29 protein-coding genes are annotated in these 25,913 nt (G+C 66.0%); 18 read left to right on the forward strand and 11 right to left on the reverse strand.

Annotation, left to right across the window (positions count from 1 at the left end):
* Nucleotides 1-44: 44 nt before the first annotated feature.
* Entirely contained in the window at nt 45-527 is a 483-nt protein-coding gene (locus NCS67_RS06465) for an ElaB/YgaM/YqjD family protein (protein WP_250434724.1), read from the reverse strand.
* Between the two features lie 323 nt (nt 528-850).
* On the opposite strand from NCS67_RS06465, the gene NCS67_RS06470 reads away from it, so the two are divergent.
* Nucleotides 851-1,801: a DMT family transporter gene (locus tag NCS67_RS06470; protein WP_250434725.1), complete on the forward strand. Its 951-nt coding sequence runs from the start codon at nt 851-853 to the stop codon at nt 1,799-1,801.
* 4 nt (nt 1,802-1,805) lie between these two features.
* On the opposite strand, the gene NCS67_RS06475 is transcribed toward NCS67_RS06470, so the two are convergent.
* From NCS67_RS06475 to NCS67_RS06485, 3 genes are all read right to left on the reverse strand, one after another.
* Complete coding sequence (locus NCS67_RS06475; protein WP_250434726.1) at nt 1,806-2,339, reverse strand: cupin domain-containing protein; 534 nt, start codon at nt 2,337-2,339, stop codon at nt 1,806-1,808.
* Between the two features lie 68 nt (nt 2,340-2,407).
* Nucleotides 2,408-2,659 carry a hypothetical protein gene (locus tag NCS67_RS06480; protein WP_250434728.1) on the reverse strand — a complete coding sequence of 84 codons (252 nt, stop codon included), beginning with the start codon at nt 2,657-2,659 and terminating at the stop codon, nt 2,408-2,410.
* A 30-nt stretch (nt 2,660-2,689) separates the two neighbouring features.
* Nucleotides 2,690-3,040 carry a hypothetical protein gene (locus tag NCS67_RS06485; RefSeq protein ID WP_008349595.1) on the reverse strand — a complete coding sequence of 117 codons (351 nt, stop codon included), beginning with the start codon at nt 3,038-3,040 and terminating at the stop codon, nt 2,690-2,692.
* Between the two features lie 235 nt (nt 3,041-3,275).
* Between NCS67_RS06485 and NCS67_RS06490 the strand changes: the two genes are divergently transcribed.
* The 7 genes from NCS67_RS06490 to NCS67_RS06520 all read left to right on the forward strand — a co-directional run bounded on the left by NCS67_RS06490 (nt 3,276) and on the right by NCS67_RS06520 (nt 12,232).
* Nucleotides 3,276-4,193 (forward strand): LysR family transcriptional regulator, encoded by a 918-nt coding sequence (locus NCS67_RS06490; protein ID WP_008349593.1) that lies wholly within the window; start codon nt 3,276-3,278, stop codon nt 4,191-4,193.
* 166 nt (nt 4,194-4,359) lie between these two features.
* On the forward strand, nt 4,360-6,663 hold the full coding sequence (locus tag NCS67_RS06495) for a two-partner secretion domain-containing protein (RefSeq protein WP_250434730.1): 2,304 nt from the start codon (nt 4,360-4,362) through the stop codon (nt 6,661-6,663).
* Nucleotides 6,636-8,402 (forward strand): ShlB/FhaC/HecB family hemolysin secretion/activation protein, encoded by a 1,767-nt coding sequence (locus NCS67_RS06500; protein ID WP_250434731.1) that lies wholly within the window; start codon nt 6,636-6,638, stop codon nt 8,400-8,402. Before NCS67_RS06495 ends, NCS67_RS06500 begins: the two co-directional genes overlap by 28 nt.
* An 8-nt stretch (nt 8,403-8,410) precedes the next feature.
* Nucleotides 8,411-9,058 carry a FecR family protein gene (locus NCS67_RS06505; protein WP_175983156.1) on the forward strand — a complete coding sequence of 216 codons (648 nt, stop codon included), beginning with the start codon at nt 8,411-8,413 and terminating at the stop codon, nt 9,056-9,058.
* 10 nt (nt 9,059-9,068) lie between these two features.
* On the forward strand, nt 9,069-9,215 hold the full coding sequence (locus NCS67_RS06510) for a hypothetical protein (RefSeq protein ID WP_160297415.1): 147 nt from the start codon (nt 9,069-9,071) through the stop codon (nt 9,213-9,215).
* Nucleotides 9,212-11,440, forward strand: a complete 2,229-nt coding sequence (locus tag NCS67_RS06515) for a CHASE2 domain-containing protein (RefSeq protein WP_250434732.1) — start codon at nt 9,212-9,214, stop codon at nt 11,438-11,440. The genes NCS67_RS06510 and NCS67_RS06515 overlap by 4 nt, the downstream gene beginning before the upstream one ends.
* Before the next feature lie 6 nt (nt 11,441-11,446).
* Nucleotides 11,447-12,232, forward strand: a complete 786-nt coding sequence (locus NCS67_RS06520) for a 3',5'-cyclic-nucleotide phosphodiesterase (protein ID WP_008349584.1) — start codon at nt 11,447-11,449, stop codon at nt 12,230-12,232.
* 3 nt (nt 12,233-12,235) lie between these two features.
* Here the strand turns inward: NCS67_RS06520 and tehA are convergent, their stop codons facing one another.
* From tehA to NCS67_RS06535, 3 genes are all read right to left on the reverse strand, one after another.
* A complete protein-coding gene (tehA, locus tag NCS67_RS06525; protein ID WP_250434733.1) occupies nt 12,236-13,270 on the reverse strand; it encodes a dicarboxylate transporter/tellurite-resistance protein TehA in 1,035 nt (344 codons plus the stop codon).
* A gap of 98 nt (nt 13,271-13,368) precedes the next feature.
* Nucleotides 13,369-13,638 carry a hypothetical protein gene (locus NCS67_RS06530; protein ID WP_008349582.1) on the reverse strand — a complete coding sequence of 90 codons (270 nt, stop codon included), beginning with the start codon at nt 13,636-13,638 and terminating at the stop codon, nt 13,369-13,371.
* A 143-nt stretch (nt 13,639-13,781) separates the two neighbouring features.
* Nucleotides 13,782-13,925 carry an alpha/beta fold hydrolase gene (locus NCS67_RS06535; RefSeq protein ID WP_250434734.1) on the reverse strand — a complete coding sequence of 48 codons (144 nt, stop codon included), beginning with the start codon at nt 13,923-13,925 and terminating at the stop codon, nt 13,782-13,784.
* Between the two features lie 115 nt (nt 13,926-14,040).
* Between NCS67_RS06535 and NCS67_RS06540 the strand changes: the two genes are divergently transcribed.
* Complete coding sequence (locus tag NCS67_RS06540; protein ID WP_034474202.1) at nt 14,041-14,361, forward strand: hypothetical protein; 321 nt, start codon at nt 14,041-14,043, stop codon at nt 14,359-14,361.
* 4 nt (nt 14,362-14,365) lie between these two features.
* Here the strand turns inward: NCS67_RS06540 and NCS67_RS06545 are convergent, their stop codons facing one another.
* Nucleotides 14,366-15,847 (reverse strand): NCS1 family nucleobase:cation symporter-1, encoded by a 1,482-nt coding sequence (locus NCS67_RS06545; protein ID WP_175983162.1) that lies wholly within the window; start codon nt 15,845-15,847, stop codon nt 14,366-14,368.
* A gap of 162 nt (nt 15,848-16,009) precedes the next feature.
* Here NCS67_RS06545 and NCS67_RS06550 point away from each other — a divergent pair, with 162 nt between their 5' ends.
* From NCS67_RS06550 to NCS67_RS06570, 5 genes are all read left to right on the forward strand, one after another.
* Nucleotides 16,010-16,180, forward strand: a complete 171-nt coding sequence (locus NCS67_RS06550; RefSeq protein ID WP_160172930.1) for a hypothetical protein — start codon at nt 16,010-16,012, stop codon at nt 16,178-16,180.
* A gap of 77 nt (nt 16,181-16,257) precedes the next feature.
* Nucleotides 16,258-17,169: a YihY/virulence factor BrkB family protein gene (locus tag NCS67_RS06555; RefSeq protein WP_008349578.1), complete on the forward strand. Its 912-nt coding sequence runs from the start codon at nt 16,258-16,260 to the stop codon at nt 17,167-17,169.
* A 67-nt stretch (nt 17,170-17,236) separates the two neighbouring features.
* On the forward strand, nt 17,237-18,109 hold the full coding sequence (locus NCS67_RS06560) for a DMT family transporter (protein WP_250434735.1): 873 nt from the start codon (nt 17,237-17,239) through the stop codon (nt 18,107-18,109).
* Nucleotides 18,110-18,603: 494 nt separating this feature from the next.
* Entirely contained in the window at nt 18,604-19,365 is a 762-nt protein-coding gene (locus NCS67_RS06565) for a hypothetical protein (protein WP_034474198.1), read from the forward strand.
* Between the two features lie 34 nt (nt 19,366-19,399).
* Nucleotides 19,400-20,476 carry a GGDEF domain-containing protein gene (locus tag NCS67_RS06570; RefSeq protein WP_034474195.1) on the forward strand — a complete coding sequence of 359 codons (1,077 nt, stop codon included), beginning with the start codon at nt 19,400-19,402 and terminating at the stop codon, nt 20,474-20,476.
* 9 nt (nt 20,477-20,485) lie between these two features.
* Here the strand turns inward: NCS67_RS06570 and NCS67_RS06575 are convergent, their stop codons facing one another.
* Both NCS67_RS06575 and NCS67_RS06580 read right to left on the reverse strand, forming a co-directional pair.
* Nucleotides 20,486-21,397, reverse strand: coding sequence for a recombination-associated protein RdgC (locus tag NCS67_RS06575; protein WP_033537178.1), 912 nt, complete (start codon nt 21,395-21,397; stop codon nt 20,486-20,488).
* Between the two features lie 53 nt (nt 21,398-21,450).
* Nucleotides 21,451-22,389: a DMT family transporter gene (locus NCS67_RS06580; RefSeq protein WP_008349573.1), complete on the reverse strand. Its 939-nt coding sequence runs from the start codon at nt 22,387-22,389 to the stop codon at nt 21,451-21,453.
* A gap of 112 nt (nt 22,390-22,501) precedes the next feature.
* Between NCS67_RS06580 and NCS67_RS06585 the strand changes: the two genes are divergently transcribed.
* The gene (locus NCS67_RS06585; RefSeq protein WP_250434736.1) at nt 22,502-22,972 is read left to right on the forward strand and encodes an Lrp/AsnC family transcriptional regulator; all 471 of its coding nucleotides are present in this window, start codon (nt 22,502-22,504) and stop codon (nt 22,970-22,972) included.
* 86 nt (nt 22,973-23,058) lie between these two features.
* Nucleotides 23,059-23,379 (forward strand): hypothetical protein, encoded by a 321-nt coding sequence (locus NCS67_RS06590; protein ID WP_008349571.1) that lies wholly within the window; start codon nt 23,059-23,061, stop codon nt 23,377-23,379.
* A 109-nt stretch (nt 23,380-23,488) separates the two neighbouring features.
* Here the strand turns inward: NCS67_RS06590 and NCS67_RS06595 are convergent, their stop codons facing one another.
* Complete coding sequence (locus NCS67_RS06595; RefSeq protein WP_167354197.1) at nt 23,489-23,644, reverse strand: hypothetical protein; 156 nt, start codon at nt 23,642-23,644, stop codon at nt 23,489-23,491.
* A 187-nt stretch (nt 23,645-23,831) separates the two neighbouring features.
* On the opposite strand from NCS67_RS06595, the gene NCS67_RS06600 reads away from it, so the two are divergent.
* Nucleotides 23,832-25,226: a selenium-binding family protein gene (locus NCS67_RS06600; protein WP_250434737.1), complete on the forward strand. Its 1,395-nt coding sequence runs from the start codon at nt 23,832-23,834 to the stop codon at nt 25,224-25,226.
* 20 nt (nt 25,227-25,246) lie between these two features.
* Entirely contained in the window at nt 25,247-25,870 is a 624-nt protein-coding gene (locus tag NCS67_RS06605; protein ID WP_175983149.1) for a hypothetical protein, read from the forward strand.
* Nucleotides 25,871-25,913 lie beyond the last annotated feature (43 nt).

Consider the following 25,913-nt stretch of genomic DNA (forward strand, 5'->3'; position numbering starts at 1 on the left):
TCTGCCGATATCAGCAACCCAGCAAGGTTGAGGCCCGCCGCGCTTCAGCGTGCGGCCAGCAGACCGACGATGAGCCCGCCGACCGCCGCCAGCGCAATCGATTTCCAGGGATTGTCGTGCACGTAATCGTCCGTGCCCTCCTTCGCCTGCCTGTACTGCGTCGCGATGACGTCCTGCGCGCCCGCCAGCACGTCGCGCGCGCGCCGCGGCATCGGTCGCGACGGATGGTACTGACTGCCCTGTCCCGCGGCGTGCGTCGCGGCGGGCTGCGCGAGCACCGTCGGACTGTCGCCGCCTTCGAGCACATCGCCGTGCACGTGATACGGCGAATACCTTGCGGGCTTGTGCGCCTCGCCCGGCGTGAGCGGCGTCACGCTCGCGGCCTGTCCGTGCGCCATGCCGGGCGCGAGCGCCGCGTCCATCGCGCTCGCGACCGTGCGGCGCGAGAGCGGCGGATCGGCCGGATCGCCCCGGTCGCCGTTTTGCATCGACTGAATCGTGGATGCGTTGCCGTTTGCATTGTCCATGGCTTCTCTCCCGTTGACTGCGTCCATCGCGCTGCAAAAACCATCGTCCATCTTTCGATCATGCAAGAGTCGCACCGATCGGGCCTGCCAGCAACCTCGGCGTCCGCGGTCGGTCGAGCCGCGCGGCGCTTGGCAATTTTTCTCACATAACGGTGAGAAATGCTCGTTTGCGGCGGCATCGGCGCGCGCCTACGATGCGGGATTCCGGGAGCTGGGCGAGCGGGTGCATCGCGCCGCATCTTTCGTTTCACGCCGCGCCGAAACGTCGGCACGACGCACGCCGATACGATGGTTTCGCTCCCAACTTCTATCGCCAAGCCGCCATGAATCCCGTCAATCTCGCTCAACTGTTCGTTCTCGCCGCGCTCTGGGGCGGCTCGTTCCTGTTCATCCGCGTCGGCGTGACCGATCTCGGCGTCGCGCCGCTGATGGCGTTGCGCGTGGGCATCGGCGCGCTGTTTCTGCTTCTGATGCTCGCGCTGCGCGGCAAGGCGCGGCCAGCCTTCTCGACGATGCGCGAACGCGCGTGGCCGCTCCTCGTCGTCGGCGTCCTCAATTCCGCCGCGCCGTTTTGTCTCTTCGCGTATGCCGAGCTGACGCTGTCGGCGGGCGTCACGTCGGTCATCAACGCGACGACGCCGCTCTGGGGCGCGATCGTCGCGTATCTGTGGTTGAGCGACCGGCTGACGCGCATGCGCGTGGCGGGACTTGCGATCGGCTTCGCGGGCGTGCTCGCGCTCGTCTGGGATCAGATGTTCGCGCACGACGCGAGCGCCGCCGCCGCCTCCCCGATGGCGACCGCGCTGGCCGCACTCGCCGCGCTCGCCGCATCGGCTTCTTACGGCGTCGCCGCGAGTTACACGAAAAAGCATCTGATGGGCGTCGATTCGCTGACGGTCGCCGCCGGCACGATGAGCGCGGCGACGATCGTGCTTCTGCCCTTCGCGCTCTTTTTCTGGCCGGCCGGCGCCGTATCGTTGCACGCGTGGGGCGCGGTGCTCGGGCTGGGCGTCGCGTGCACGGGCCTCGCCTACATGATGTTCTTCCATCTGATCGCGGTCGCCGGGCCGGCACGCGCGATCACCGTCACGTTCCTGATTCCGATCTTCGGGATTCTGTGGGGCGCGCTCTTTCTCGCCGAGCGCGTGTCGATGGGCATGGCGGCCGCCTGCGCGATCGTGCTGGTCGGCACGGCGCTCGCGACGGGCGTGATCAAGCGCGTGCCGCTCGTCGGCGCGCGCCGGTCTCAATGCGTGAAGGAAAGCAAAGCGTGATCGGCTAATGCCAGTGACGCGCGAGCGGCCCTTCCTCTCCGGCGACGGGATCGCTTCGCGGGAACGGCAGTTCTTCCATCGCGATGCGTTCCTGCTCGCTGATCGCTTCGCGGCGGATATCCCATTGCTGCCCCGGCGGATAAGCCCCGACGACCTGAAAGCGCCGTCCGGCCGTCAGCAGGCAATGGCCGGTGCCGGCAGGCAGGACGAGCGCGTCGCCGGCGCTGACCGCGATCACGCGGCCATGCGGGCCGCCGAGAATCAGTTCGGCGTCGCCCGATGCGACACCGAGCGCCTCATGCGCGGTCGAATGGAAGTGGTGATAGTCGAAGACACTGTCGCGCCACTGCGGCGGCCAGCCGTTCTGCGCGAAAAGCGCTTCGAAGCGCTCGGCGCAATCGGTGGCTTTGGGGTCGATCGCGCCGCGCCACACCAGGACGGGCAGCCGCGTGTTATTTGGCACCCAGCCGTTCGGCGGCAGCATGAAATGCTCGCAGCGGGCGTGTTGCGACAGCAAGCTTGCAGTTTGCTCGGTCATGTTGCGCTTTCTCCGAAAGAGTCAGAGAAATCGCAGCAACGCACGTTCCAGTCGGAATGGACCGCGCGTCAGCGGCCGTGCCAGTGACCGCCGCCGCTGCTCGAGAAGCCGATGCCGAGCGACACCGATGGCGCCGCGTAGTAGCCCGGTCCATACGCATAGCCATAGGCAGGCGCGTAGCCATAAGCGGGCGCGGGCGCATAGCCATAGGGCGGCGCATAAACGCAGCCGCCGAGCCCCGCCGCCGCCACGAGCGCGACGGGCACGATCAGCGAGCGCGCGAGGCGCGACCGGGTTCGAGTTCGAGTTGAATTTTTCATGATGGTGCCCCGTTGCCGCCGGCTTCCGGCTTACCAGTGCCGATAGCCGTAATAGCCGCCGTGATGCGCGTACCAGTCGCGGCGTCCCCAGTAGCGATAGCCATCCCAATAGCGGTCGCCGTGCCAACCCACGACGATCGCCGGCGCGGGCGCAACCATGACCGGCGCGGGCTGATAGGCGACGGGCGGAGGCGGCGGCGCGTACATGGGCGGCGGAGGCGGCGCATAGACGGGCGCGGGCGCGACGTACACCGGCGCCGCATAAACCGGCGCAACCGGAACCCCGAGATTGATGCCCAGGCTCACGCCCGCCACGGCGGCTTCGCAAGCGAGTCCCGCCGACAACGCGATACCGATCCCGACCAAGCCCTTGATGTTCATTTCGTCCTCGTCTGAGAAGGCCGACAAGCAGACCGCGATGCGATCCTGGATTCATATGCAGCCATGAATCCATCGTAGCCGCGCCGCGTGCGGGCTGCGTTACAACGCCTGTAACAGATGTGAATCCTGAAACGAATGTGCGAAAAGCCGATGCGACGCCGCTTCGCCCGCGCAGGTTGCGCGCTGTTGCGCCGACGTGGGATAGTTCCGGCTTCGTCAAACGGATGCCTGGACGATGGACTTGTTGCGGAGCATGAGAATCTTTGCGCGCGTGGCTGAAGCGGCCAGCTTCACCGTCGCGGCGCAGCAGATGGACATCACGACGGCGCAGGCCTCGCGCGCGGTCACCGAACTCGAAACGCATCTGCGCACGCGGCTTCTGAATCGCACGACGCGCCGCGTCGCCCTCACCGATGCCGGCAACCGTTATCTCACGCGCTGCAAGGAAGTGCTCGAACTCGTCGATCTCTCCGAGGCCGAGGCGAGCAACGCCCAGGTTTCGCCGACGGGCGTGCTGCGCATGCATGCCCCGATCACCTTCGGCCAGCACTACGTGGTGCCCGCGCTCACGCGCTATCTCGAGCAGCATCCGCAGGTGCGCGTCGAGCTTACGCTTTCGCAACATATCCCCGACATGCTCGACGAAGGCTTCGACGTCTTCCTGCAAGTCACCACGTCCGCACTGCCCGACTCCGCGCTCGTCTCCACGAAAATCTGCTCGATGCCGAGCGTGCTGTGCGCGTCGCCGGGCTATCTCAAACGGGCGGGCACGCCCCAGCGCATCGACGATCTGAAGAACCATGCGTGCCTGCAACTCGTGACGACGTTTTTCCCCGTCGACCGATGGGTCTTCGAAGGCCCGCGCGGCCACGTCGAAGTGGAGCTCGACCCGGGCCGCCTGCGCGTCAATTCCGCCGATGCGCTCGCGGTCGCGCTGTCGAACGGTCTCGGCATCGCGCCGTTGCCGATGCTCGCCGCGCTGCCGTGGCTCGACAGCGGCGCGCTCGTGCGCGTGCTGCCCGAGTGCGAACTTCAGACAATGACCATCTACGCGATGTACGCGTCCCGCCAGTATCTCGATGCGAAGATCCGCACGTGGGTCACGTTCCTGCGCGAGTTCGTCGAAGAGACGCTCGCGAGCCAGGCCGCGTGATCGTCGGATAAAACGCCGCGTTCCTAATACGAATGGCGAAGAACAGCGCGTATGCGAAGGTTCTCTAAACGCGTAGTTGCAAGCATGCTTCGGAACACTAAACTGCTTGATGGTGCGCCTGCATCTCGTCACGACGATGCGCCGCAACAGAAAGGAGTCGGCCGACATGAACAAGACTCTGCGCGCGAGCACCGCGTTCCCCGCGCGACGGCTCTGCATCGCCACGCTCATCGTCATGGCGTGCATGTCCGCGCGCGCGGAACCGAGCGGCGCGCGCGTCGTCGCCGGTTCCGGCTCGGTGACGAGCGCGGGCGCCAACACGATCATTCAGCAGAATAGCGGCCGCCTCGCCATCGACTGGAATTCGTTCAGCACGCGCCCTGGCGAAGCGGTCACGTTCAATCAGCCGGGCGCGAATTCGATCGCGCTGAACCGCGTCGTCGGACCGCGCCCGACGGCCTTCTTCGGCAAGCTCGACGCGAACGGCCAGGTGTTCATCGTCAATCCGAACGGCGTGATCTTCGGGCCGGGCGCGCAGGTGAACGTCGGTGGATTGCTGGCATCGACGCTCAATCTGTCGACAAGCGATTTCATGAGCGGCCACTACACCTTTTCGGGCGACGGGCGCTGGCATCGGCATCATCATCATCACGAGGACGGCGCGGCGGTCGTCAATCTCGGCACGCTCACGAGCGCGCCCGGCGGTTATGTCGCGCTGATCGGCGCGCGCGCGATCAACGCCGGCACGATCGACTCGCCCGGCGGTTTCGCGGCGCTCGCGGCGGGCGAGCGCATCGCGGTCACGCTCGGCGATCACAGCATGATCGGCTTGTCGGTAGAGCGCGGCGCGTTGCGTGCGCTCGCCGCCAATCACGGTCTGATCCAAGCCGATGGCGGTCAGGCCTGGCTCGTCGCGAGCGCCGAGGACGCGCTCCTCGCCAATGTCGTGAACAACACGGGCGTCATCCGCGCGAGAAGCGCCGTGAACCAGAACGGCGTGATCCGCCTCATCGCGGACAAAGGCGTCGTGCAGGCCGGCGGCACGCTCGACGCATCCGCGCCGGATGGCGGCAACGGCGGCGCCATCGAAACGGCGGGCACGCAGGTGCGCGTCGCGCCGGACGCGCAGGTCACGACGGCGGCGGCATCGGGACAAACCGGAACGTGGCGCATTGCAAGCGACTTCGCCGCGCTCGTCGGCGGCGGCGATGCATTCGGACAGCGCTTCGGCACGATTCAGAGCGCGACGCTTTCGCGCGTGCTCGAATCGACCAATGTGTCGATCAGCGCCGCGTCGCCGGCGGGCTTTGCGGCGTTCGGCCTCGTGCTGATCGACGGCCCGGTCGCGTGGAGCGGCGTCAACACGCTTTCGCTCGCGGCGCAGAGCGGCATCCACGTCGACGCGTCGATCAGCGCGCCGCGCGGCACGCTCGCGATGACGACCGCCGGCACCGCGACACAACAGGCGCCCATCCAGGCGGCCAATGTCGCCCTGCAAGGCGGCGCGGGCGCGTACCGGCTGACGAACGCGGGCAATCGCATCGGCACGCTGGCGGCGAACGCCGGTTCCGTCGACATCGCCGATAGCGCGCCGCTCACGATCGGCCGCGTCGCGGGTTTGTCGGGCGTTTCGGCGAGCGGCGCGGTCACGCTCACGGCGCCCGCGCTCACGCTCGCCGCCCCCATTGCGAGCCGCGCGAGCGGCACGGCGATCACGCTCGCCGCGGCGACCTTCGTGAACCGCGCGGGAGCGAACGCGCTTTCCGCGCCGAACGGCCGCTGGCTCGTCTACTCCGACGCACCCGAGGCCGACGCCTTCGGCGGACTGCAAAGCGGCAATCTCGCGCTCTGGGGCGATGCCTACACCGGCGGCGCCGATGCGCGCGCGGCATCGGCATCGGGCAACCGGTTCGCGTTCAATGCGCGGCAGCAGGTCACGTTGACGGCGATCAACATCGACGTGCCGTTCGAGACGCCGCGCACGCTCGGTCCGAACGACGTGACGATCGCGCTGCGCTACAACGGCGCGAACTACGGCAACGCATTCGCCGACAGCCCGGCGAACCACGAGCCGTTCGTCTTCACGGTGACGAGCACCGGCGCGACGCCGGGCGCGGCGATCGGCACGTACGCGATCACGGTCACCGCGACGGGCGGCCCGACCGGGTACACGATCACGACGCAAGGCGGCACGCTGCGCATCGCGGGCACGCCGCCGCCTGCGCCGCCGTCCGTCCCCGTACAGCCGGTGATGCCGCAAGAACCGGAAACGCCCGTCACGACCGTCGCGGCGCTGCCCGGCATTCTCGATTCCGTGCGTACCGACGCGGCCAATCCCGCGCCGCTCTACAACGCGACGCCGGGCCTTCAGCCGGAGTCCGCGCCGCTCGTGCAGCAGCGCACCGATTCGACGAGCGACGGCAGCCGTCTGCCGGACGACGCATGGCCCGGTCACGTATGCCGCATGTGAGGCCCAGGCGCGTGCGACGCTTCGGGCCCCGCGAACGACGCCACAGCGTCGCGTCGCGCCGGCTCGCCGTGCTCATCGCGACGCTCGTCGCGGCGACGGCGCGCGACATGCGCGAAACGCACGCCCAGACGCTGCCGAACGCGGGCAGCATCCTGCGCGAACAGCAGCAGCAAGCGCCCGCGCCCGTCCCGCCTTCCGATCTGCGTCTGAACGTGACGCCCGCGCCCGAACCGCCGCCCGTCTCCGGCGAAACAGGAGGCATCCGCTTCGAAGTGAAAGGTTTCGCGTTCACCGGCAACACGCTTTTCCCGACGCCGGAACTGCTCGACGCCGTGCGGCCGTTCATCGGTGCGGGGCGTTCGCTCGACGATCTCGAAAGCGCCGCCGATCGCGTGAGCGCGTTCTATCGGCGGCACGGCTATCTGGTCGCGCGCGCCTATGTGCCGCCGCAGCAGATCGATGACGGCATCGTGCGTATCGCGGTGAGCGAGGGACGTTACGGTCGCATCGACATCGACAACCAGTCGCGCACGCGCGACCCCGTCATCGCGCGATTTTTCGGCGCGCTCAAACCGGGCGACGTGATCGACGAGCGCGCCCTCACCCGCGCCACGTTGCTCGCGCAGGACGCGGCCGGCACGACGGGCGCGAACGCGACGATCTCGCCGGGCCTTCTTCCCGGCACCTCCGACATGACGCTCGCCGTGCCGACCGCGCGGCCCGTCTCCGGCAGCGTGCAGGCCGACAACTACGGCCAGACGACGACCGGCACCGCGCGTCTCATCGCCGCGCTGCAATGGAACAATCCGCTCGGCATCGGCGATCAGTTGGGCGCGCGGCTGCTCGGCTCGATCACCGGGCAGTTCTACGGCAACATCGGCTACACGGTGCCGGTCGGCGGCAGCGGGTTCGCGTGGGGCGTCGGCTACACGCGCTCGACGTATTCGGTCGGCGGTCAGTTCGACGAACTCGACGCCTACGGCAGCGCCAATGTCTTCTCGACGTTCCTGAGCTACGCGCTGCTGCGCTCGCCGTCGGCGAACGTATTCGCGACGCTCGGCTACGACCACAAGCTGCTGTCGGATCACCTCGGCGCGTTCGATTCCGTCAGCGACAAGACGAGCGATGTCGGCCGGCTCGGGCTCTCGGGCAATCTGACGCTCGAAAAGAGCATCACGACGTTCGACACGGCTATCCAGCAAGGCAACCTGCGCTATAAGACGCCGCAGCCAGAACAGATCGCCGCGCAGATCGCCGGTGCGTTCACGAAGTTCGTGTTCGCCGTGACGCACACGCAGGTGATCGGCGATCAGGCCAACGGCACGCAGCTCTACCTTTCGCTCAACGGCCAGGCGACTTCGCGCAATCTCGATTCGTCCGAGCAGATCTCGCTCGGCGGCCCGTATGCCGTGCGCGCCTATGCGACCGGCGACGCGCCCGTCGACGAAGCGTATATCGCGACCATCGAACTACGGCAGACGATCAGGCAATCGCTCGTGCCGGTGCTCGTGACGCTATCGGGCTTCATCGATACCGCCGACGGGAAGATCGTCGCGCATCCGGTCGCGCCGGGCAGCGATCACGTCCGGCTTTCCGGGCTGGGCGTCGGCGCGACGTTCGCCGCGCCGCACGACTTTCTGCTGTCGATGTCGTACGCGCACACGCTCGGCTACGTGCCTTCGACGCTCGGCACGGGACACGCGAACCGCTTCTGGATCGCGCTCACGAAGTCCTTCTGAGACCGAACATGACGCGCGCCCGACACCTTCTTCTCTTCCTCTTCCTGGCGATGACCGCGCGCGCGGCGTGCGCCGAAGCGGTCGCGACGATCACCGCGCTCGTCGGCAATGTCGCGATTCAATCGGCGGGCGGCGCGCAACGCGTGGCGGCGGTCGGCGGCGACATCGACAACGGCGACACCGTGGAGACCGGCGTCGGCTCTGAAATCGTGATGATCTTCACCGACAAGCAGCGCGTGTATCTGAAGCCCGGCTCGGTGTTTCGCGTCGACGATTTTCATTACGCGGCGAACGCGCCGCAGGAAGACCGCAGCTTTCTGTCGCTCGTGAAAGGCGGATTGCGCGCGCTCGACGGGCTCGTCGCGAAGGAAGGCAAGCCGGAGAACTATCGCGTGAAGACGCCGACGTCGACCATCGGCATACGCGGCACCGAATATTCCGTCACCGATTGCGCGAATCTCGAACCGGGCGCGAACGCGGATTGCAAGGGCGATCAGATCGTCGTCTACGATGGTCAGATCGTCGTCATCAATCAGGTCGACAGGCAGATCGTGCGCGCGGGCGAAGGCGCGATCGTCGTGAGTCCGCGGCTGCCGTTCGGCGTGCTGCCGGCATCGCGCGTGACGCCGGTGGTGCCGTCGGCGGCGTGCCGTTAGCGAGCCCACGATGAGCGAAAACACGAGCCGCGATACGGACGTCATGCGCGCAGCGCAGTTGCACGCGGCGCTCATGTCTTTCGGCGTCGATGCGCACGCGCGCGTGCTGGCGGCGCGGCTCGTCGTCGCGAACGAGCAGATCCGGGCCGCGCAATGAGGGTGCGAGAACCGCTCGCGTTCACGTTCAAACGCTCGGGCGCGCGCTGGGCGCTCGGGCTCGCGATCGTGGTCGCGCTCGCGGGACATGCGCTGTCGCGCTACGACATCCGCTTCATCGATTCGCTCGACGCGATGATCTACGACGCGAAAGTGCGTGTCTTCATGCCGCGCACGACGGACGCGCGCATCGCGATTCTCGATATCGACGAGAAAAGCCTCGCCGAACTGGGCCGCTGGCCGTGGGATCGCGCGCGCATGGCGGCGCTCGTCGATACGCTGTTTTCGCGCGAGCGCATCGCGGTGCTCGGCTTCGACATGGTGTTCGCGGAAGCCGACGCGAGTTCGGGCCTTGCCGTGCTCGACGAACTCGCGCGCGGCCCGCTCGCCGAGGACGCCGCGTACCGCAAGACGCTCGATGCGCTTGCTCCGCGCCTCGATTACGACCGCCGTTTCGCCGATGCCCTTGCCGGTCATCCCGTCGTGCTCGGCTTTTACTTTTCGAATCGCGATGCATCGAGCGGCGCGATTCCATCGCCCTTGATGAGCGCGCGCGCGTTCGGCACGCATCCGCTCATGCTCTTCGACTGGACGAGCTACGGCGGCAATCTGCCCGCGCTGCAACAGGCGGCGAAGCGCGCCGGATACTTCAATCCCGTGATCGATTTCGACGGCTCCGTGCGCCGCGTGCCGCTCATCGCGGCCTATCGCGACGGCGTGTACGGCGCGCTGTCGCTCGAAGTGATCCGCGCGCTGTTCGGCGACGCCGCGGTGACGCCGGTCTTCGACGACGCAACCGATCCCGCCGCGCCGCTCGCGGGACTCGCGCTCACGACGCCGCGCGGCACGCGCACGATTCCCGTCGATGAAAACGGCGCGGCGCTCGTGCCCTATCGCGGCCCGACCGGCAGCGTCCCGTATTACTCCATCGCCGACGTGCTCGGAGAGCGCATTCCCGCCAACGCGCTCGCGGGCAAGATCGCGCTCGTCGGCACGACGGCGCCGGGCCTGATGGATCAGCGCACGACGCCCGTCGGCGAGGTTTATCCGGGCGTCGAGGTGAACGCGAATCTGATCGGCGGCATGCTCGACGATACGATCCGCTTCGAACCCCCGTTCGCGTCGGCGTTGCAGGCGTCGATGCTCGCGCTCATCGGACTCGCGATGATCTTCCTCTGGCCGTGGCACATGCCCGCGCGCGCGACGACCTTCACCGCGATGTTGCTCGCGCTCGTCGTCGCGGCGGATCTCTTCGCGTTCGCGCGGCTTCGCTGGTCGATCCCGGTGGCGTCGCCGCTGCTCGCCGCGCTCGCGCTCTACGTGCTCAACATGTCGTACGGCTACTTCGTCGAGGCGCGCGCGAAACGCCATTTCACCGCGCTGTTCGGGCAATACGTGCCGCCCGAGCTCGTCGAGGAAATGAGCCGTCATCCGGAGGACTACAGCATGGCCGGGCGGCGCGCCGAGCTGACCGTGCTGTTCTGCGACGTGCTCGGCTTCACGGCCATCGCGGAGACGCTGGAGCCGGAAGCGCTCGCGCGTCTGATGAACGAGTATCTCGGCACGATGACCGAAGTGATCCGCGCGCATCGCGGCACGCTCGACAAGTACATCGGCGATGCGATCATGGGTTTCTGGGGTGCGCCCGTCGACGATCCGGATCACGCGCGCAACGCCGTCGCGGCGGCGCTCGGCATGCGCGCGGCGCTCGTCGAGCTGAACCGCACGCTCACGGCGCGCGGCTGGCCGACGCTGTGGATCGGCATCGGCATCAATACGGGGCCGATGACCGTCGGCGACATGGGCTCGCACGTGCGCCGCGCCTACACCGTGATGGGCGATGCCGTGAATGTCGCGGCGCGGCTCGAAGGCCTCACGCGGCGCTTCGATATCGACATCATCGTGGGCGAAGCGACGCGCGAACGGGTGACGGATATCGCGTTCCGCGAGATCGATCGCGTGCGCGTGAAAGGACGCGTCGCGCCGATTGCGGTGTTCGAGCCGCAGCCCGCGCACGAACACGGCGATGCGCTCACGCGCTGGCACGCGGCGCTCGCGCACTATCGCGCGCGCGAGTGGGACGAAGCGCAAACGCTACTCGCGACGCTCGCGGCGCAGTATCCTGAGCGACAGGTGTACGCGATGTATCGCAGGCGCATCGATGCGCTGCGCGGCATTGCGTTGCCCGAGGACTGGGATTGCGTAAGCGAATTCGACACGAAATGAATCATCATGAACGTTCGGGTACTCGGCTGTAGCGGCGCGATCAGGAGCGGCGGCGACGATGCGGGCGATCGCGGCGGCACGACGGCGCTGCTCGTCGACGGCGACATCATGATCGATGCCGGCACGGGCGTCGCCGTGCTTACCGACGACGAACTCGCGCGTATCGATCATGTGTTTCTCACGCACTCGCATCTGGATCACATTGCGTATCTGCCGCTCATGATCGATGCCGTAGGCGACGCGCGCGATAGGCCGCTCGTCGTTCACGCGAGCCGCGCGACGCTCGACATACTTCAGGCGCACATCTTCAACAATCTGATCTGGCCGGACTTCACGCGCATTCCTTCCCCCGATGCGCCGGGCGTGCGCTTCGAAGCGCTGGAGGTCGGCGAATGCTTCATGCTGAACGGGCGCACCGTGACGGCATTGCCCGCGCGGCATACGGTGCCGTCGATGGGGCTGGCGGTGTCGAACGCAACGGCGTGCATCGCATTCAGCGGCGATACGACGAGCAATCCCGAGTTCTGGGCCGCCGTGTGCGCGTTGCCGGGACTGCGGCATGTGATCGTCGAGACCGCGTATCCGGATGCGCAGATCGCGTTGGCGCGTGCGGCGCATCACTATTGCCCGAAGCTCATCGCCGATGATCTGCGTGGCCGCGCGATGAAAGCCGAATTGCTGATTTCGCATCTGAAACCGCCGCACGGCGCGCAGATTCTGGAAGAACTGCGCGCCGCGTTGCCCGATGTGTCGCTGCGTGCGTTGCGCGCGGGCGAAGTGCTGACGTTGTGATGTTCAACGCGAACCCGCTGCCGCACGACGCTCGATGCTGATCGGCGTGACGTTCGCCGGCGCCGATGTAACCGCGGCCGGCAGCAACTCGCCTCGCACGATCGCCCGCACCGTTCCCGCGATCATGAGACCGATCACCACGTTGGCCACGACGAACGCAGCCGGTGCGATCCACGTCATCGGGCCGGCGGCGCCGCGTTCGAGCATGCGAATAGCCATCGTCGGCAATGCGGCGGCACCGAAGCTGAAGGCCCAGTACGAAGGCGTGAACGCGCGTTGGCGAATCCAGGGCACGAGGCGCGCGAGCATCAGCGCCTGATAGAGACCGTAGCCGAGCAGCATGTATGCGAACGTATCGGGTACGCCGTGCGTGATCGCGAGATACGACACGCCTCCGACGACCGGCGGCGCAAGCTGGATGCCGAGCGTAGGGCGCAATGCTTCGGGCAGCGGTTCATGCACGGCGGCGCGATGCAACACGATCGATTCGATCGCGAGCCACGAGAACACGCCCGCGCCGAACAGCAACATGCCGATTTGCGTGAAACCGAGCCCGGCCGCCGCCGTCGCCGCGACGAAGCTGGGCGCGACCGTCGGAAGGTAGATGGCGGGCGTCGTCAGCTCGGGCTTGCGGCCGCCCTGCCAGAACCGGCCATGCAGATACGCGCCGAGCGCGAGCGAACTCGCGACGCCGATCGCGAAGAGCGCGATCGCGAGCGGCCGCGAATAAGGCTGCACGGCTTGTGCGACGAGCATCGCCGATACCGGCACGAGCGCCGCGAACGAAGACTGCACCGGATGACGCATTTCCGCGATGGCCGCATCGCGCTGGACGAGCCACTTGCGCCCGTATGCGACGAGCACCGCGATCCAGACGACGAGCGCGCCCGCCGTCAGCCATGCGGGCACCGCATCGGGAATCGCCCACACGCGAGCCGCCGCGCGCCATGCGCCCGCGAGCGCGAGCCCGCCGACCGCGATGCCGAAGAACGCAGCCGGCATCGGCGCGCGATTGTTCGTACCATTGTTGCTGTTCATTGCCCTTCTCCTTGATTTGCGTCGTTGGAGAAAGGTTAGTGGCGACGGCCTTCCGCGCGAATGCCGCAGCGTCTCATTGCGCTGCGCGCGCGTCTCAATCAGTCGCCGCCGCGCAGCTTCACCGCGATTTCGTGCCAGTCCTCTACCGCGTGTTTCAGCTCGCGGCACAGTCTTGGATCGAGCGCATCGAGACGCGACCACAGACGATCGAGCGTCTTCTCACGGGCTTCGTACACGGCGACCGCCGCGACTCTGCTCGCGCCCGACAGACGCGCCTCGGCATCGGCGCATTCCATGTAGAGATGCGCGAGATGCGGATCGGCAAGTTCGACGGGACGCAGGTGAACGGCAGTGAAGCGTGACTTCATGGTGGTTTCCCCGGCTCTTCTTGTTATCGGCGCGCGCTTTCGCATCGCGGTTGCGCGACAGTATGAAGGGCCGGGAAATGCGCCGACAAGCTAAAACGCGTGCGTTCTGTGCGCTATGAAGCGATAGACGTGTTCGGCGTCGCTCACTTCGCGACGAACGCATCGATATGCCGCGCGAGCTCGCTCGGATACCGGAACATCAGCGCGTGTCCCGCGTCGCTGACCACATCGAGCGTCGCGCGCGGAATCATCTGTTCGAGACGGCGCGCGTTGGTATCGGCAAGCACATCGTCGTTCGCGCCCGCAGTGAAAAGAAAACGCGACGCGCCAACGGCAGCGGGGAATAATAGGCGGCGAATTGCGCGCGTTCAACAAGAGCTTAAGAACAAGGAGTTAAAGCAGATGAATCGATTCTTCCGCTTGTGCCTTCTTCCCGCCGCTGCATTCGCGCTCGTCGCGTGCAGCACGCCTGTCGAGTTTTCGGCGAGCGCGAATCCGCCTTCATGGAATAACGACGGCGATGCCGATTTCAGCGGCATGGACAACGCGATGTCCGCATGCAAGGGCGCCGCGAAAAGAGCCGGCGCGGGCCGTTGCACGCAGGTGCGCGCCTACGAGGCGTGCATGAAGGACAAGGGCTACATCACCGTGCTCGGGCCGGAGAATCCGCCGAACTGCGGCCAGCCCGATTGGGAACAGGACGTACGAAAGTGGCTCGAATAAAGCGCTATTTTCGGTTTGCCATGCGCATGAAGAGCACGTACAGGAGCGCGCCCGCCACCGCGCCGATCAGCCAGCCGAGATTGTTCGGCGGCAGGAGCTTGAAGAACTGCGTCGACAGTTCCCAGCCGACCGAGATCACGCCCGATACGATCAGCGCCGCGAGCCCGACCTTGTTCCATCCGCCGTCGTAATAGAAGCGTCCGCCGGGCTGCATCGAATACAGTTCGGCGGTCCTCACCTGCTCGCGCTTCACGAGGTAATAGTCGGACATCATCACGCCGTACATCGGCGCGAGCACGGCGCCGAACACGGACACGAAGATCGTGATCGCCTTCGGGCTGTCGACGAAGATCCACGGACACACGAGCACCGCGAGTATCGACGCGATCAGGCCGCCCTTCTTGAAGTCCACATGCTTCGGAAACAGATTGGCGATGTCGTACGCGGGCGACACGAAGTTCGCGACGATATTGATGCCCATCGTCGCGATGACGAACGTGACGCTGCCGATCGCCACCCACACCTTGTTCTCGATGCGCGAGACGATTTCGACCGGGTCCATGATCATCGTGCCGAACACTTTCTCGCTGCCCGCCGTGACGATCACCGTGATGATTGCAAACGCAACGAAGTTGAACGGCAGCCCGAGGAAGTTGCCGATCTTCATCTGCCGCTCGCTTTTCGCGAAGCGCGAGAAGTCGCCGAAATTCAGCAGCAGCGCGGCGAAATAGCTCACGACGAGCAGGATCGCGTTGATCATCGCGTGAAGTTGCTCGTCGCCGGTCAGCACCTTGCCCGAGAGCGTGAGATTCAGGCTGCCGAGACCCGCGCGATAGAGAATCCATCCCATCAGCACGAACATCACGACATACACGGCCGGCCCGCAAAAGTCGATGAACTTGCGGATGATCTCCATGCCGCGCTGAAAGATGACGAGCTGCAGCAGCCACATGAAGAGGAAGCTGACCCAGCCGAGCATGTCGAGCCTGAGAAAGCTCGTATCGCGCCACGCGGCGACAGACGGCACGAAAAGCAGCAGCAAGGTCGCGACGGCCTTCGACGCGAAATACGTCTGCACGCCGTACCACACGATGCCGACCACGCCGCGAATCAGCGCGGCGAGATTCGCGCCCATCACGCCCATCGAGACGCGCGCCATCACCGGGAAAGGAATGCCGTGTCTCAAGCTCGGCTTGCCGACCCAGTTCATCAGCACATACACGATGAGAATGCCGATGGTCAGCGCGAGCAGCACCTGCCAGCCCGAGATGCCGAGCAGAAAGAGACTCGCGGCGAAGGTGTAGCCGCCGACGCTGTGCACGTCCGACATCCACATCGCGAAGATGCTGTAGCCGTTCCAGGTGCGCTTCGCGCGCGGCACGGGCGCGAGGTCGTGGTTGTAGAGGCGCTCGTCGGCGTTGACGATTTCGGCATCGGCACCGAGCGCGGCGGCGTCGGCGGCGGAGGTTGCGTGGGATGCGGCCATCATGTCCTCCAGTGCCTTCGGCGGGCTCGAGTTATGAACCTAGATTAATGCATCAAAAAGCGAAAATGAAACGGCGTGCGCATTGCGTTGCGACGCATTAAAGTCGTCCGTGCGCCTGCCGTTATGCTGGCCATGAGAAAAAAACGCCTTCACTCCCGGGATATGAACAACGCCTTCGCCGCCGCAGCCGAGGCGCTCGCGCTCTTCTGCCGGCTACGTAACGTCGATGCCGCCGACCTGAGCGCGTGCGAAGTCGATGTCTTCCTCAATCTCGCATTCGAGGAAGCCGCGCAGCAAGCAGCCGCACGCATCGAGGCGCGCCGGACAGGCTGAAGCGTGCGGACCTTCGCTACGGGTGCGGATCTTGCTCGTCCACAAAGGATGGCCAGCGATCGCGCCGCGGAGGTTCCATGTCGAAGATTCTCGGCCCTGTGCTGGGCCCGCAGGTGAGAAGCGTCGCGCGTCATCCGTTCGGCTTTGCGATGCGCACGTTCAAGGCTTTTCGCGCCAATCAGGGCCTGCTGCTTGCGGGCGCGGTCGCGTATTACGCGCTGCTTTCCATCGTCCCGCTGCTGATCCTGATCGTGATCGTGCTGTCGAAATTCGTCGGGCAACAGCAATTGCTCGACACGCTCGCGCATCTGCTCGAATGGCTCGTGCCGGGCCAGGCGCACGCCGTCGTGGGCGAGCTCGCGAATTTTCTTGCGCATCGCGCGGTGCTCGGCTGGCTGCTGCTCGTCACGATGATCTTCTTCAGTTCGCTTGCCTTCACGGTGCTCGAGAACGCGATGTCGGTGATCTTCGTGCATCGCGTCGCGGTCAGGCGGCGGCATTTTCTGCTCTCGGCGCTCCTGCCTTACTGCTACATCCTGTTTCTCGGCGTCGGCATGCTGATCGTCACGCTCGTGTCGAACGGCCTTCAGGCGATGGGCAGCAACAGCGTCGACCTGCTCGGCGTCGAGGTGTCGCTCAGGGGCGTGTCGCGGCTTTTGCTGTATCTGCTCGGCGTCGCGGGCGAGATCTTCGTGCTGACGTCGATCTATCTCGTGATGCCTGTCGGCCGGCCTTCGCTGCGGCTCGCGCTGCTCGGCAGCGTGACGGCCGCCGTGCTCTGGGAAATCACGCGGCATGTGCTCGTCTGGTACTTCGCGACGCTCTCGCAAGTGAGCGTAGTTTACGGATCGCTGACGACGTCGATCGTCGTGCTCTTCAGCCTCGAAGCGCTCGCGACGCTGCTTCTATTCGGCGCGCAAGTAATCTCCGAATTCGAGCGCTTCGGCTCCGAGGCCGATGCGCCGCCGCAGCCCTTCACCACCGGTTGAACGCGCCGCAGCATGTCTTCGCGACGCGCGTGCGCTACAGTGATGCGCCCTCATTCCAGCGCCGCCGATGTCGACACCCACACGCTCGCACGGCACGCGCATCGCGCTCTTCACCGTCGTCGCGATGATCGCGTTCGCCGGCAACTCGCTGCTGTGCCGCCTCGCGCTCAGGGGCGCGCGCATCGACGCGGCGAGTTTCACGCTCGTACGCGTCGCGTCGGCGGCGCTCGTGCTGTGGATCATCCTGCTCGCGCGCGGCGCGCCCGGCGACGACACGCGACGCGCCGGAAGCTGGGTATCGGCATTCGCGCTGATCGTGTATGCGGCGGCGTTCTCCTTCGCGTACGTTCGGCTCGCGGCGGGCACCGGCGCGCTGCTGCTCTTCGGCGCGGTGCAGGCGACGATGATCGGCTACGGCATCGCGACCGGCGAGCGTCTCGCCGCGGCGCAATGGCTCGGCCTGCTGCTCGCGCTCGCCGGTCTCGTGTGGCTCGTGCTGCCAGGACTCGCCGCGCCCGATCCGGCGTCGTCCGCACTGATGATCGCGGCGGGCATCGCTTGGGGCGTCTATTCATTGCGCGGACGGGGCCAGTCCGATCCCGTCGCCGCGACGGCCGGCAATTTCCTGCGCGCGCTGCCGTTCGCGATCGCGGTGTCGGCGCTCGCGCTCGCGTTTGCGGGTACGGACGCGGATGTCTCAGGCCTGGCCTACGCGATGACCTCGGGTGCGTTGACCTCGGGGCTCGGCTATGTCGTCTGGTACGCGGCGTTGAAAGGATTGAAGCCCGCGACGGCGGCCACGGTGCAACTGAGCGTGCCGCTCATCACGGCGGCGGGCGGCGTGCTGCTGCTCGGCGAAACGCTGACGATGCGGCTCGCGGCCAGCGCGGTCGCGATTCTCGGCGGCATCGCGCTCGTCGTGTCGTCGAAGCCCCGATGACGAACTGTGGCGCGCGTTCCACACGCAAACGGGTGCCATGCGCGTATGTGCGGCACCTCACATACGCGCGGGAACTTCCTCTGAAGAATGATGCATGCACCGCACTTCAAATCGGGGCAGGAACGGGAAATGCTGACGTACTGGCCGAAGTTGCTTCGCCGTCGCGACACGCAATGAGGTGAAATCGCCGTGCAACGGTGCGCCGGACCGTGCCACGGCAGGCGCGCCGCGCATCGGGCGCAATGATCCGCAGCGTCGTTCCAACGCCTCCTCGCCGCCCCTGATTGTGGCGATATGTGGCGCGAGTTACATTGTTTGGCAAAAAAGGGCCGGCGGCAGATGCTGAACCGGCAACCGGCTGTTACGTCCGACGAAGCCGCATCGCGTTTGATTGTTCATATGATGGGACGCGCGAGGTGAAGCATCGGGCCGGACGCGCGCTGTAAGTCCGCGCTGGTCCGCTGTCTGACGAATAGGTTCTGGAGAGCGCTGTCATGCCTCAGCACGCAAAGCTACCCGAAGAGAGCATCGCGGAACGCGCAAGTCCTGCGAATGATCCCACTGTCACTCACTTGCCCGAGACTGCAATCGATTACGACGACGAACCCGGCCCCATGCGCGCGCCGCTGCGCTTCGGGCGTCTCGCGCTGTGGATGGCGTCGGCGAGCGCGCTTGGCATCGGCGTGCTCGGCACGGTCGCGTACGGCATGTGGTTCAACCACGATCAGCGCGTCTATGCCGAGGCGATGGCGAGCGCGCGCCGCACGCTCGGCATCGATCAGCCGGTGATTACCGCGCAGACGCAATCGGGCGGCGCCGTCGAAACGCCCTTGACCGCCGCGCCCGGCAGCGCGATTCCGTACTCGTCGAACGACGGTCCGACGGCCGCGCCCATCGACACGGCATCGCTCGCGGACAACGCACCCACCGCCGATCCCGCCGACGAAACCACCGTCGCCAACGCTGGCGCTGACGGCTCGGGCGCGGCCGCCGCCGCGGCGCTCGCGACGGCTTCCGCGCAACCTTTGGCGCAACAGGCGCAACGCCGCGGCACGCCGTCCGCGACGCAGCGTGCCGCCGTCGATCGGAGCAATCGCGCCGATCAGTACGCGCAGGCACGCAGGCATCAGGCGCGCGCGAACGCAAGGCAGCAGTCCGAAGGCGGACTGTTCGCGCGCGTGGGCGCGTTCTTCCATCGAGTGAGCTATCGACACAATGTTCCGACCCGTCAGCGAGAGGAGTATTCACGTCCCTGAGGAGACGCTGGCGAGCCGTGCGCGGCACGCGATCATGCGCTTGCGCCTGCGCGTGCCCGGCCCCGCGCCGCTCGCTGGCGCGGCCTTGCTGTGTCTGCTGATCGGGCTGCTGTTCCTGGCGTTGCAGGTGCGCGCGATCTTTTCGGCGCAACTGCAGCAGGAGTACGTCGGGCTCGTGCTCGAAGCGGTCGAGCGCGCCGATACCGCCCGCGCGACCGCGCTTTCCCTGCAGAACACGCCCGCGAGCGATACGCAGCGCCAGGCCGCGTATCGCGAGGCGCGCATCGAATTGGCCGGGCGGCTCGCGGCGCTGCATGCGCTGGTGTCGTCGAGTCCGATGTCGGCGCCGTCGCTGCCTTCCGCCGTGCTCTCGCCTTCCGCCGCGCTCGGCGAGGCCAGCTCCGCGCTCGATTCGGCCTACGCCTGGTGGCGCGCGGAGCGCGATCGCACGAGCGCGGACGTGCGCGAGCGCATCCTGAGCGTGTCGCATACGCTGATCGCGTTGTCGGCGATCGTATTCGGCGTGCTCATCACCGCGCTCGGCATGTATGCAAAACGCAATCGGCAACTTCTCGGCATTTCGAATGAATTCGAGCAGGCGTCGCTGCACGATCCGATGACGGGCCTGCCCAACCGGCGCAAGCTCTTCGCGGCGCTGGAAGAAGCGGCGAATGCGCTCGCGAGCGGCGCGCGCGGGGCGTCGCGCATCGCGGTGCTGTATATCGATCTCGATGGCTTCAAGCGCGTCAACGACACGCACGGCCACCGCATCGGCGATGAGTTTCTGATTGCGGTGTCGCGGCGTTTTCGTCAGGCGGTGCGCGGCGGCGATCTGGTCGCGCGTATCGGCGGCGACGAATTCGCGTTGCTCGTGCGCGAGTTTTCGAGCGATGGCGAGCTCGCGGTGATCGCGCAGAGAATCATCGCGTGCGTCGCGGAAACCGACGCGCAGATGGGCTTGTCGATCGTGCGCGCAAGCGTCGGCATCGCGAGTTTTCCGGATCGTGTCGACGATTACTGGCGGCTCGTCGCCGCTGCCGACGACACGATGTACACCGTCAAGCGCAACGGCAAGAACGGCTACGCGTTCGCGTCGGCGCCGTCCGCCTGACGCTCGTTCCTACGCGGCGGCGCGCAGGTCTTCTTCGCCGCCCAGCGCCTCGGTCAGCGCCGACAGCATGCGCGCGAGTTCGCCTGTCATCAGGATGAAGTCGGATTCGAAGCGCTCGTCGTCGTTCGACGCGGTCGGATCGGCGGCTTCCTTGATGACGTCGAGCGCGCTCACGCGCTTCAATGTGAGCGATGGCGTCAGCACGTACGACACGCGGTCGTCCCACGTCATCGCGAGACGCATGCACTGCTTGCCCGCTTCGATATGGCGGCGCATGTCTTCCGTTTCGAGCGCGTGACCGACGTAGCGGACGGTCGCGTTGCCTTCGCCGGTCGAGCGCAGTTCCGTATCGCGATCGAGCGTGAAGCCCGCGGGCGCGTCGCCGGAAAGCAGCCATTCGGTCATCGCCGAAACGGGCGAGCGCGCCGTGCGGACGCTCGCGAGCGGCAGATCGGTGACGGACTTCACCAGCAAGCCGATGATGTCGTCGCACAGCGTCGCCGACGACGAATCGATCGCGAGCCAGCCGTTCACCGGATCGATCCACACGCGCGTATCGCGGCGGATGCTGAAGGCGCGCGGCAGGAGTTCGTCGGTGATCTGTTCCTTGAGCTCTTTCATCTGCTTGCGGCCGGGTTTGAAGCCCTGCTGCTCTTCGAGCTCGGCGGCGCGTTCCTTCACGAACTGCGTGACGACGGATGCGGGCAGCAGCTTCTTTTCCGCACGATAGACGATGAGCATCTGACGGTTCGCCGTGTAGACGAGATCATCGTCGCCGCGCGGCGAGACCCAGCCGCGCCGCTCGTTCTCGATGCTCGACGCCGCGGTGAACGCGAGCGGCGCGAGCCATTGCTGCATCTGCTGCGGCGTGACGGACCAGTGTGCGGGAAGACGGTGAAGCTGAAGATTCTTGAACCACATGGCGCGGGATTTCGATGTAGTCGGAAAGGGGCGCCATTCTATACGAGTGCGCGTCAGTCGTTCGCGCGCCATTTTTGCGGCACGATCCGCCATTGCAGATTCACGCCCGCCGCGGCGAGCAGGATCAGCGCCGCGCCGGCCACTTGCAGCCACGCGAGCCGTTGCCCGAACGCGAGCCAGTCGACGACGATCGCCACCACCGGATAGATGAACGACAGCGCGCCCGTCGTCGCGGTCGGCAGCTTCTGGATCGCGCCGTACAGCAACACGTACATCAGTCCCGTGTTGACGACGCCGAGCACGACGAGATCGGTCCAGCCGCCGATCGTCGCGGGCATCGCATCGAAGCGCGCGAACGGCGCGAGCATCGCGATGCCGAACAACACATGCAGCATCGCGATCAGATGCGGCGGCGTGCCCGCGAGGCGCTTCGTGACGATCGACGATATCGCGTACAGAAAAGCCGCGCCGAGCGCATACGCAATGCCCTCGAGATACTGCCCCGGCATCGCGAGCACGGACGGCTCGACCCGCACCACCATCACGAGGCCGATGAACGCGACGCCGAGCCATGCGATCGTCGATACCGACACGCGCTCGCGCAACACGAGCGCGCCCAACGCGACCAGCATGAAGGGCTGCGTGTTGTAAACGGTCGTCGCCATCGAGATCGACGCGCGCGAATACGCGGCGAAAAGCAACAGCCAGTTGCCGACGATCGCCACGCTGCCGAGCGCGACGAGGCCGATCATGCGCCACGAGAAATAGCGCCTCTTCAAGAAGCCGAGCGCCGCGCACACGGCGATGAGCGTCGCGCCTCCGAACACGCAGCGGAAGAACACCACGTTCCAGGGCGTCTGCCCCGACGACACCACGAGCCAGCCGATCGTGCCCGACATCAGCATCGCGAGCGACATCTCGATCGCGCCGCGACGCAGTTCATTCGCACGCGATGCGCCGCCAAGCCGCGCATCGATTCTTTCGCTATTCATTTCGCGCCCGTCATGCAAGTTTCGATGGCTTCAAGTCTATCGATGCGCATCGCTCGAAACCATGCCTAAAATTAGGCTCACGCATCTTTCGACCTTTGAATTGAAGGCCATCATGGGAAAACACCTGAGCAACCCGCCGCAAGCGGGCATCGACGCAATCGATCGCGAACTCATCGCCGTGCTTGCGAGCGATGGACGCATCGCCGTGAGCGAGCTTGCGAAGCGCGTCGGCCTGTCGGCGCCGAGCACCGCCGAGCGCATGCGGCGGCTCGAGACGCAAGGCGTGATTCGCGGCTTCACCGTCGATATCGATCCGCGCGCGCTCGGCTACACGCTGCAGGCGATCGTGCGCGTGCAGCCGCTGCCGGGGCAATTGCATCTCGTCGAAGAAGCGATAAGGCGCATTCCCGAGTTCGTCGAATGCGACAAGGTGACGGGCGACGATTGCTTCGTATGCCGCCTCTATCTGCGCTCGATCGAGCATCTCGACGACATCCTTGCGCGCGTCACCGAGCGCGCCGCGACGAGCACGGCCATCATCAAGGCAACGCCGATCGAAAGACGCCTGCCGCCGCTCGGCTGATCGCTGCGCGTTTTTACCTGCAGAAGAACGGGGTTACACTTGAGTCGCCTGAAACCGCATCACAGCTATGCGCGCGAGGAGCGAACATGAGTGACTTCGACGCCAACCGCACCTTCCGCGGACTTCCGCTGACACCCGAGCAAGATGCCGAAGTGCGGCATTACATCAAGAAGAAAAAGCAGCGCGACGAGCCGTGGGACACGCCGGAACTCGAGGCGATGCTGCAGGACATGCTGGAGCCGCCAGGCGACGAAGACGGCCCCGCCGACGACGAAACCGACGAGGAAACGCGTTCGGCGGCAGAGCGCGCGTCCGCGTTCATCGACGAAGGCATGGACCCGATCGAGAACAGCGAGGAATGGCACGCCGCAATGGAGGCCGAAGCGATGAAAGGGCCACGACGCTAAGGCGTTTCTCGCGCCGCGCAAAAAAGAAAGCGCCGGTCGATGCCGGCGCTTCATCCCTCCACTTCGCGCTTCACACTTCGCGCTTCACACTTCGCAATTCACTGCACGTTCAATGCCTGTGCCGCCAGTCGCGCGGCGGATGCGTATCCAGCCAACGCGCTTTCGGAGTATGGATATGCGGATGCCGGTGATGCATCACGATAACCACCGCGACGCATAGCACCAGGACGAGTCCCGCCATCAGGCTGATCATTGGCTCGGCCATCGCTACCTCCTTTCTTCGACAGGCGATGCCTGTATTTTAGGCGCTGTTTCGCGCGACGAATCACGCCCCGCGCGCACATGCTTCGCATGAAAGCAGCTAAGTCATCGAAAGCATGACGTGTTCCCATGTCCTATAGTGCTTTAGCACGTTTGGTTTGAAGATCCACGAAATCAACCGGGAGACGCAGATGGCGACGTGGAAACCCGATCCGAGCTTCTATCCTTCCCCGCGGCTCGCAGCGAAAGCGCCGCGCGAAACGCTGGCTTATGTCGCGACGTTCGATCCCGAGCGCAAGTCGCCGGACAAGATCGCCGTCGTCGATGTCGATCCGGATTCGCCGGACTATACGAAGATCGTCGGCGAAATCGCGATGCCCGATGTCGGCGACGAGTTGCATCACTTCGGTTGGAACGCATGCTCGTCGTGCCTGTGCCCGAATGCGCCGCATCCGCACATGGAGCGGCGCTATCTCGTCGTGCCGGGGCTGCGTTCGTCGCGCGTGCATATCATCGACACGAAGCCCGATCCGAAGAAGCCGGTGATCGTGAAGACGATCGAGCCCGCGGAACTCGCGGAAAAGACCGGCTATACGCGGCCGCATACCGTGCATTGCGGGCCGGGCGGCATCTATATCACCGCGCTGGGCAACGCCGAAGGCAAGGCGCCCGGCGGCGTGCTGATGCTCGATCAGCAGAGCTTCGATCCGCTCGGCCGATGGGAAGTCGATCGCGGACCGCAACAGCTCGCGTACGACGGCTGGTGGCATCTCGGCCACGACACGATGGTCACGAGCGAATGGGGCACGCCCGACACCTTCGAGGAAGGCCTCGTGCCCGATCTGCTGCTCGGCGCGCAGTACGGGCGCAAGCTGCATTTCTGGGACTTCACGAAGCGCAAGCACATTCAGGAGATCGATTTCGGCGACGAATATCAGCTCGTCTTCGAACTGCGTCCCGCGCACGATCCGACCAAGGCATATGGTTTCGTGAACTGCGTGATCAGTCTGAAGGATCTGTCGTCGTCGATCTGGACCTGGTATCGCGACAAGGACAAGTGGGCGGTGAAAAAGATCATCGACATTCCCGCCGAACCCGCCGATGCCGACAAGCTGCCGCCGTTATTGAAGGGCTTCAATGCGGTGCCGCCGCTCGTCTCCGATATCGATCTGTCGATGGACGACCGCTTTCTGTACGTGTCGTGCTGGGGCACCGGCGACATGCTGCAATACGACGTCTCCGATCCCTTCGCGCCGAAACTGACGGGCAAGGTGCGTATCGGCGGCGTGGTCGCGCGCGCGACGCATCCGGGCGCGAAGAACGGCGCGCTGAATGGCGGCCCGCAGATGGTCGAAGTGAGCCGCGACGGCCGCCGCGTCTACTTCACGAATTCGCTGTACGGCGCGGTCGATGCGCAGTTCTATCCCGAAGGCATCGACGGCTGGATGGTGAAGCTCGATGCCGATCCCAACGGCGGCCTCGCCGTCGACGACAAGTTTTTCATCGACTGGCCCAAGGGACATCGGCCGCATCAGATCCGGCTGCAAGGGGGCGATTGCTCGTCGGATTCGTACTGCTATCCCTGATCCGCCGCGAGACACTTCGCATGGACGCCGCATCGCCCGCGCTCCTCCTCACCGCCGCGGGCCTCGGCGCGTTTCACGGTCTCAATCCCGCGATGGGATGGCTCTTCGCCGTCGCGCTCGGCCTGTATGCGCGAAGCCGCCGCGTCGCGCTCGTATCGCTCGTGCCGATCGCGCTCGGCCACGCGGCGTCGGTCGCGCTCGTGCTCGCGGGCGCGCTCACGCTCGGCGCGGCGGTCGGCCATGACCTGCTCGCACGCGGCTGCGGGGCGCTGCTGATCGGCTGGGGCGTGTGGAGCGCGTGGCGCGGGCATCGCGGACGCCCGACCGTCGGCATGCGTACCGGGCTGGCCGGTCTCGCGTTATGGTCCTTCATGATGTCGAGCGCGCACGGCGCAGGTTTGATGCTGGTGCCGGCGCTCTTGCCGTTGTGCACGGGCGCGATGCCAAAGACGGCTTTCGAAGCCAGCGCACTAGCGTTGACCGTGCATACCGGCGCGATGCTCGCCGTCATCGCGACGATCTCCATGTTCGCGATGTCCCTTCAGGAACGCGGCGGACTCGGCTTTCTACGCAGCGGATGGATCAACGTCGACTGGATCTGGAGCGCGGCATTGATCGCGTGCGGCTTATTTCTGTTCGTCTGACGCGGAGTGCTGCGCGCCGAATTGCATTTTGCATACGTTATGC

Origin of the sequence: Caballeronia sp. ATUFL_F2_KS9A, assembly GCF_023630765.1 — a bacterium.
Classification (GTDB): Bacteria; Pseudomonadota; Gammaproteobacteria; order Burkholderiales; family Burkholderiaceae; genus Caballeronia; species Caballeronia zhejiangensis.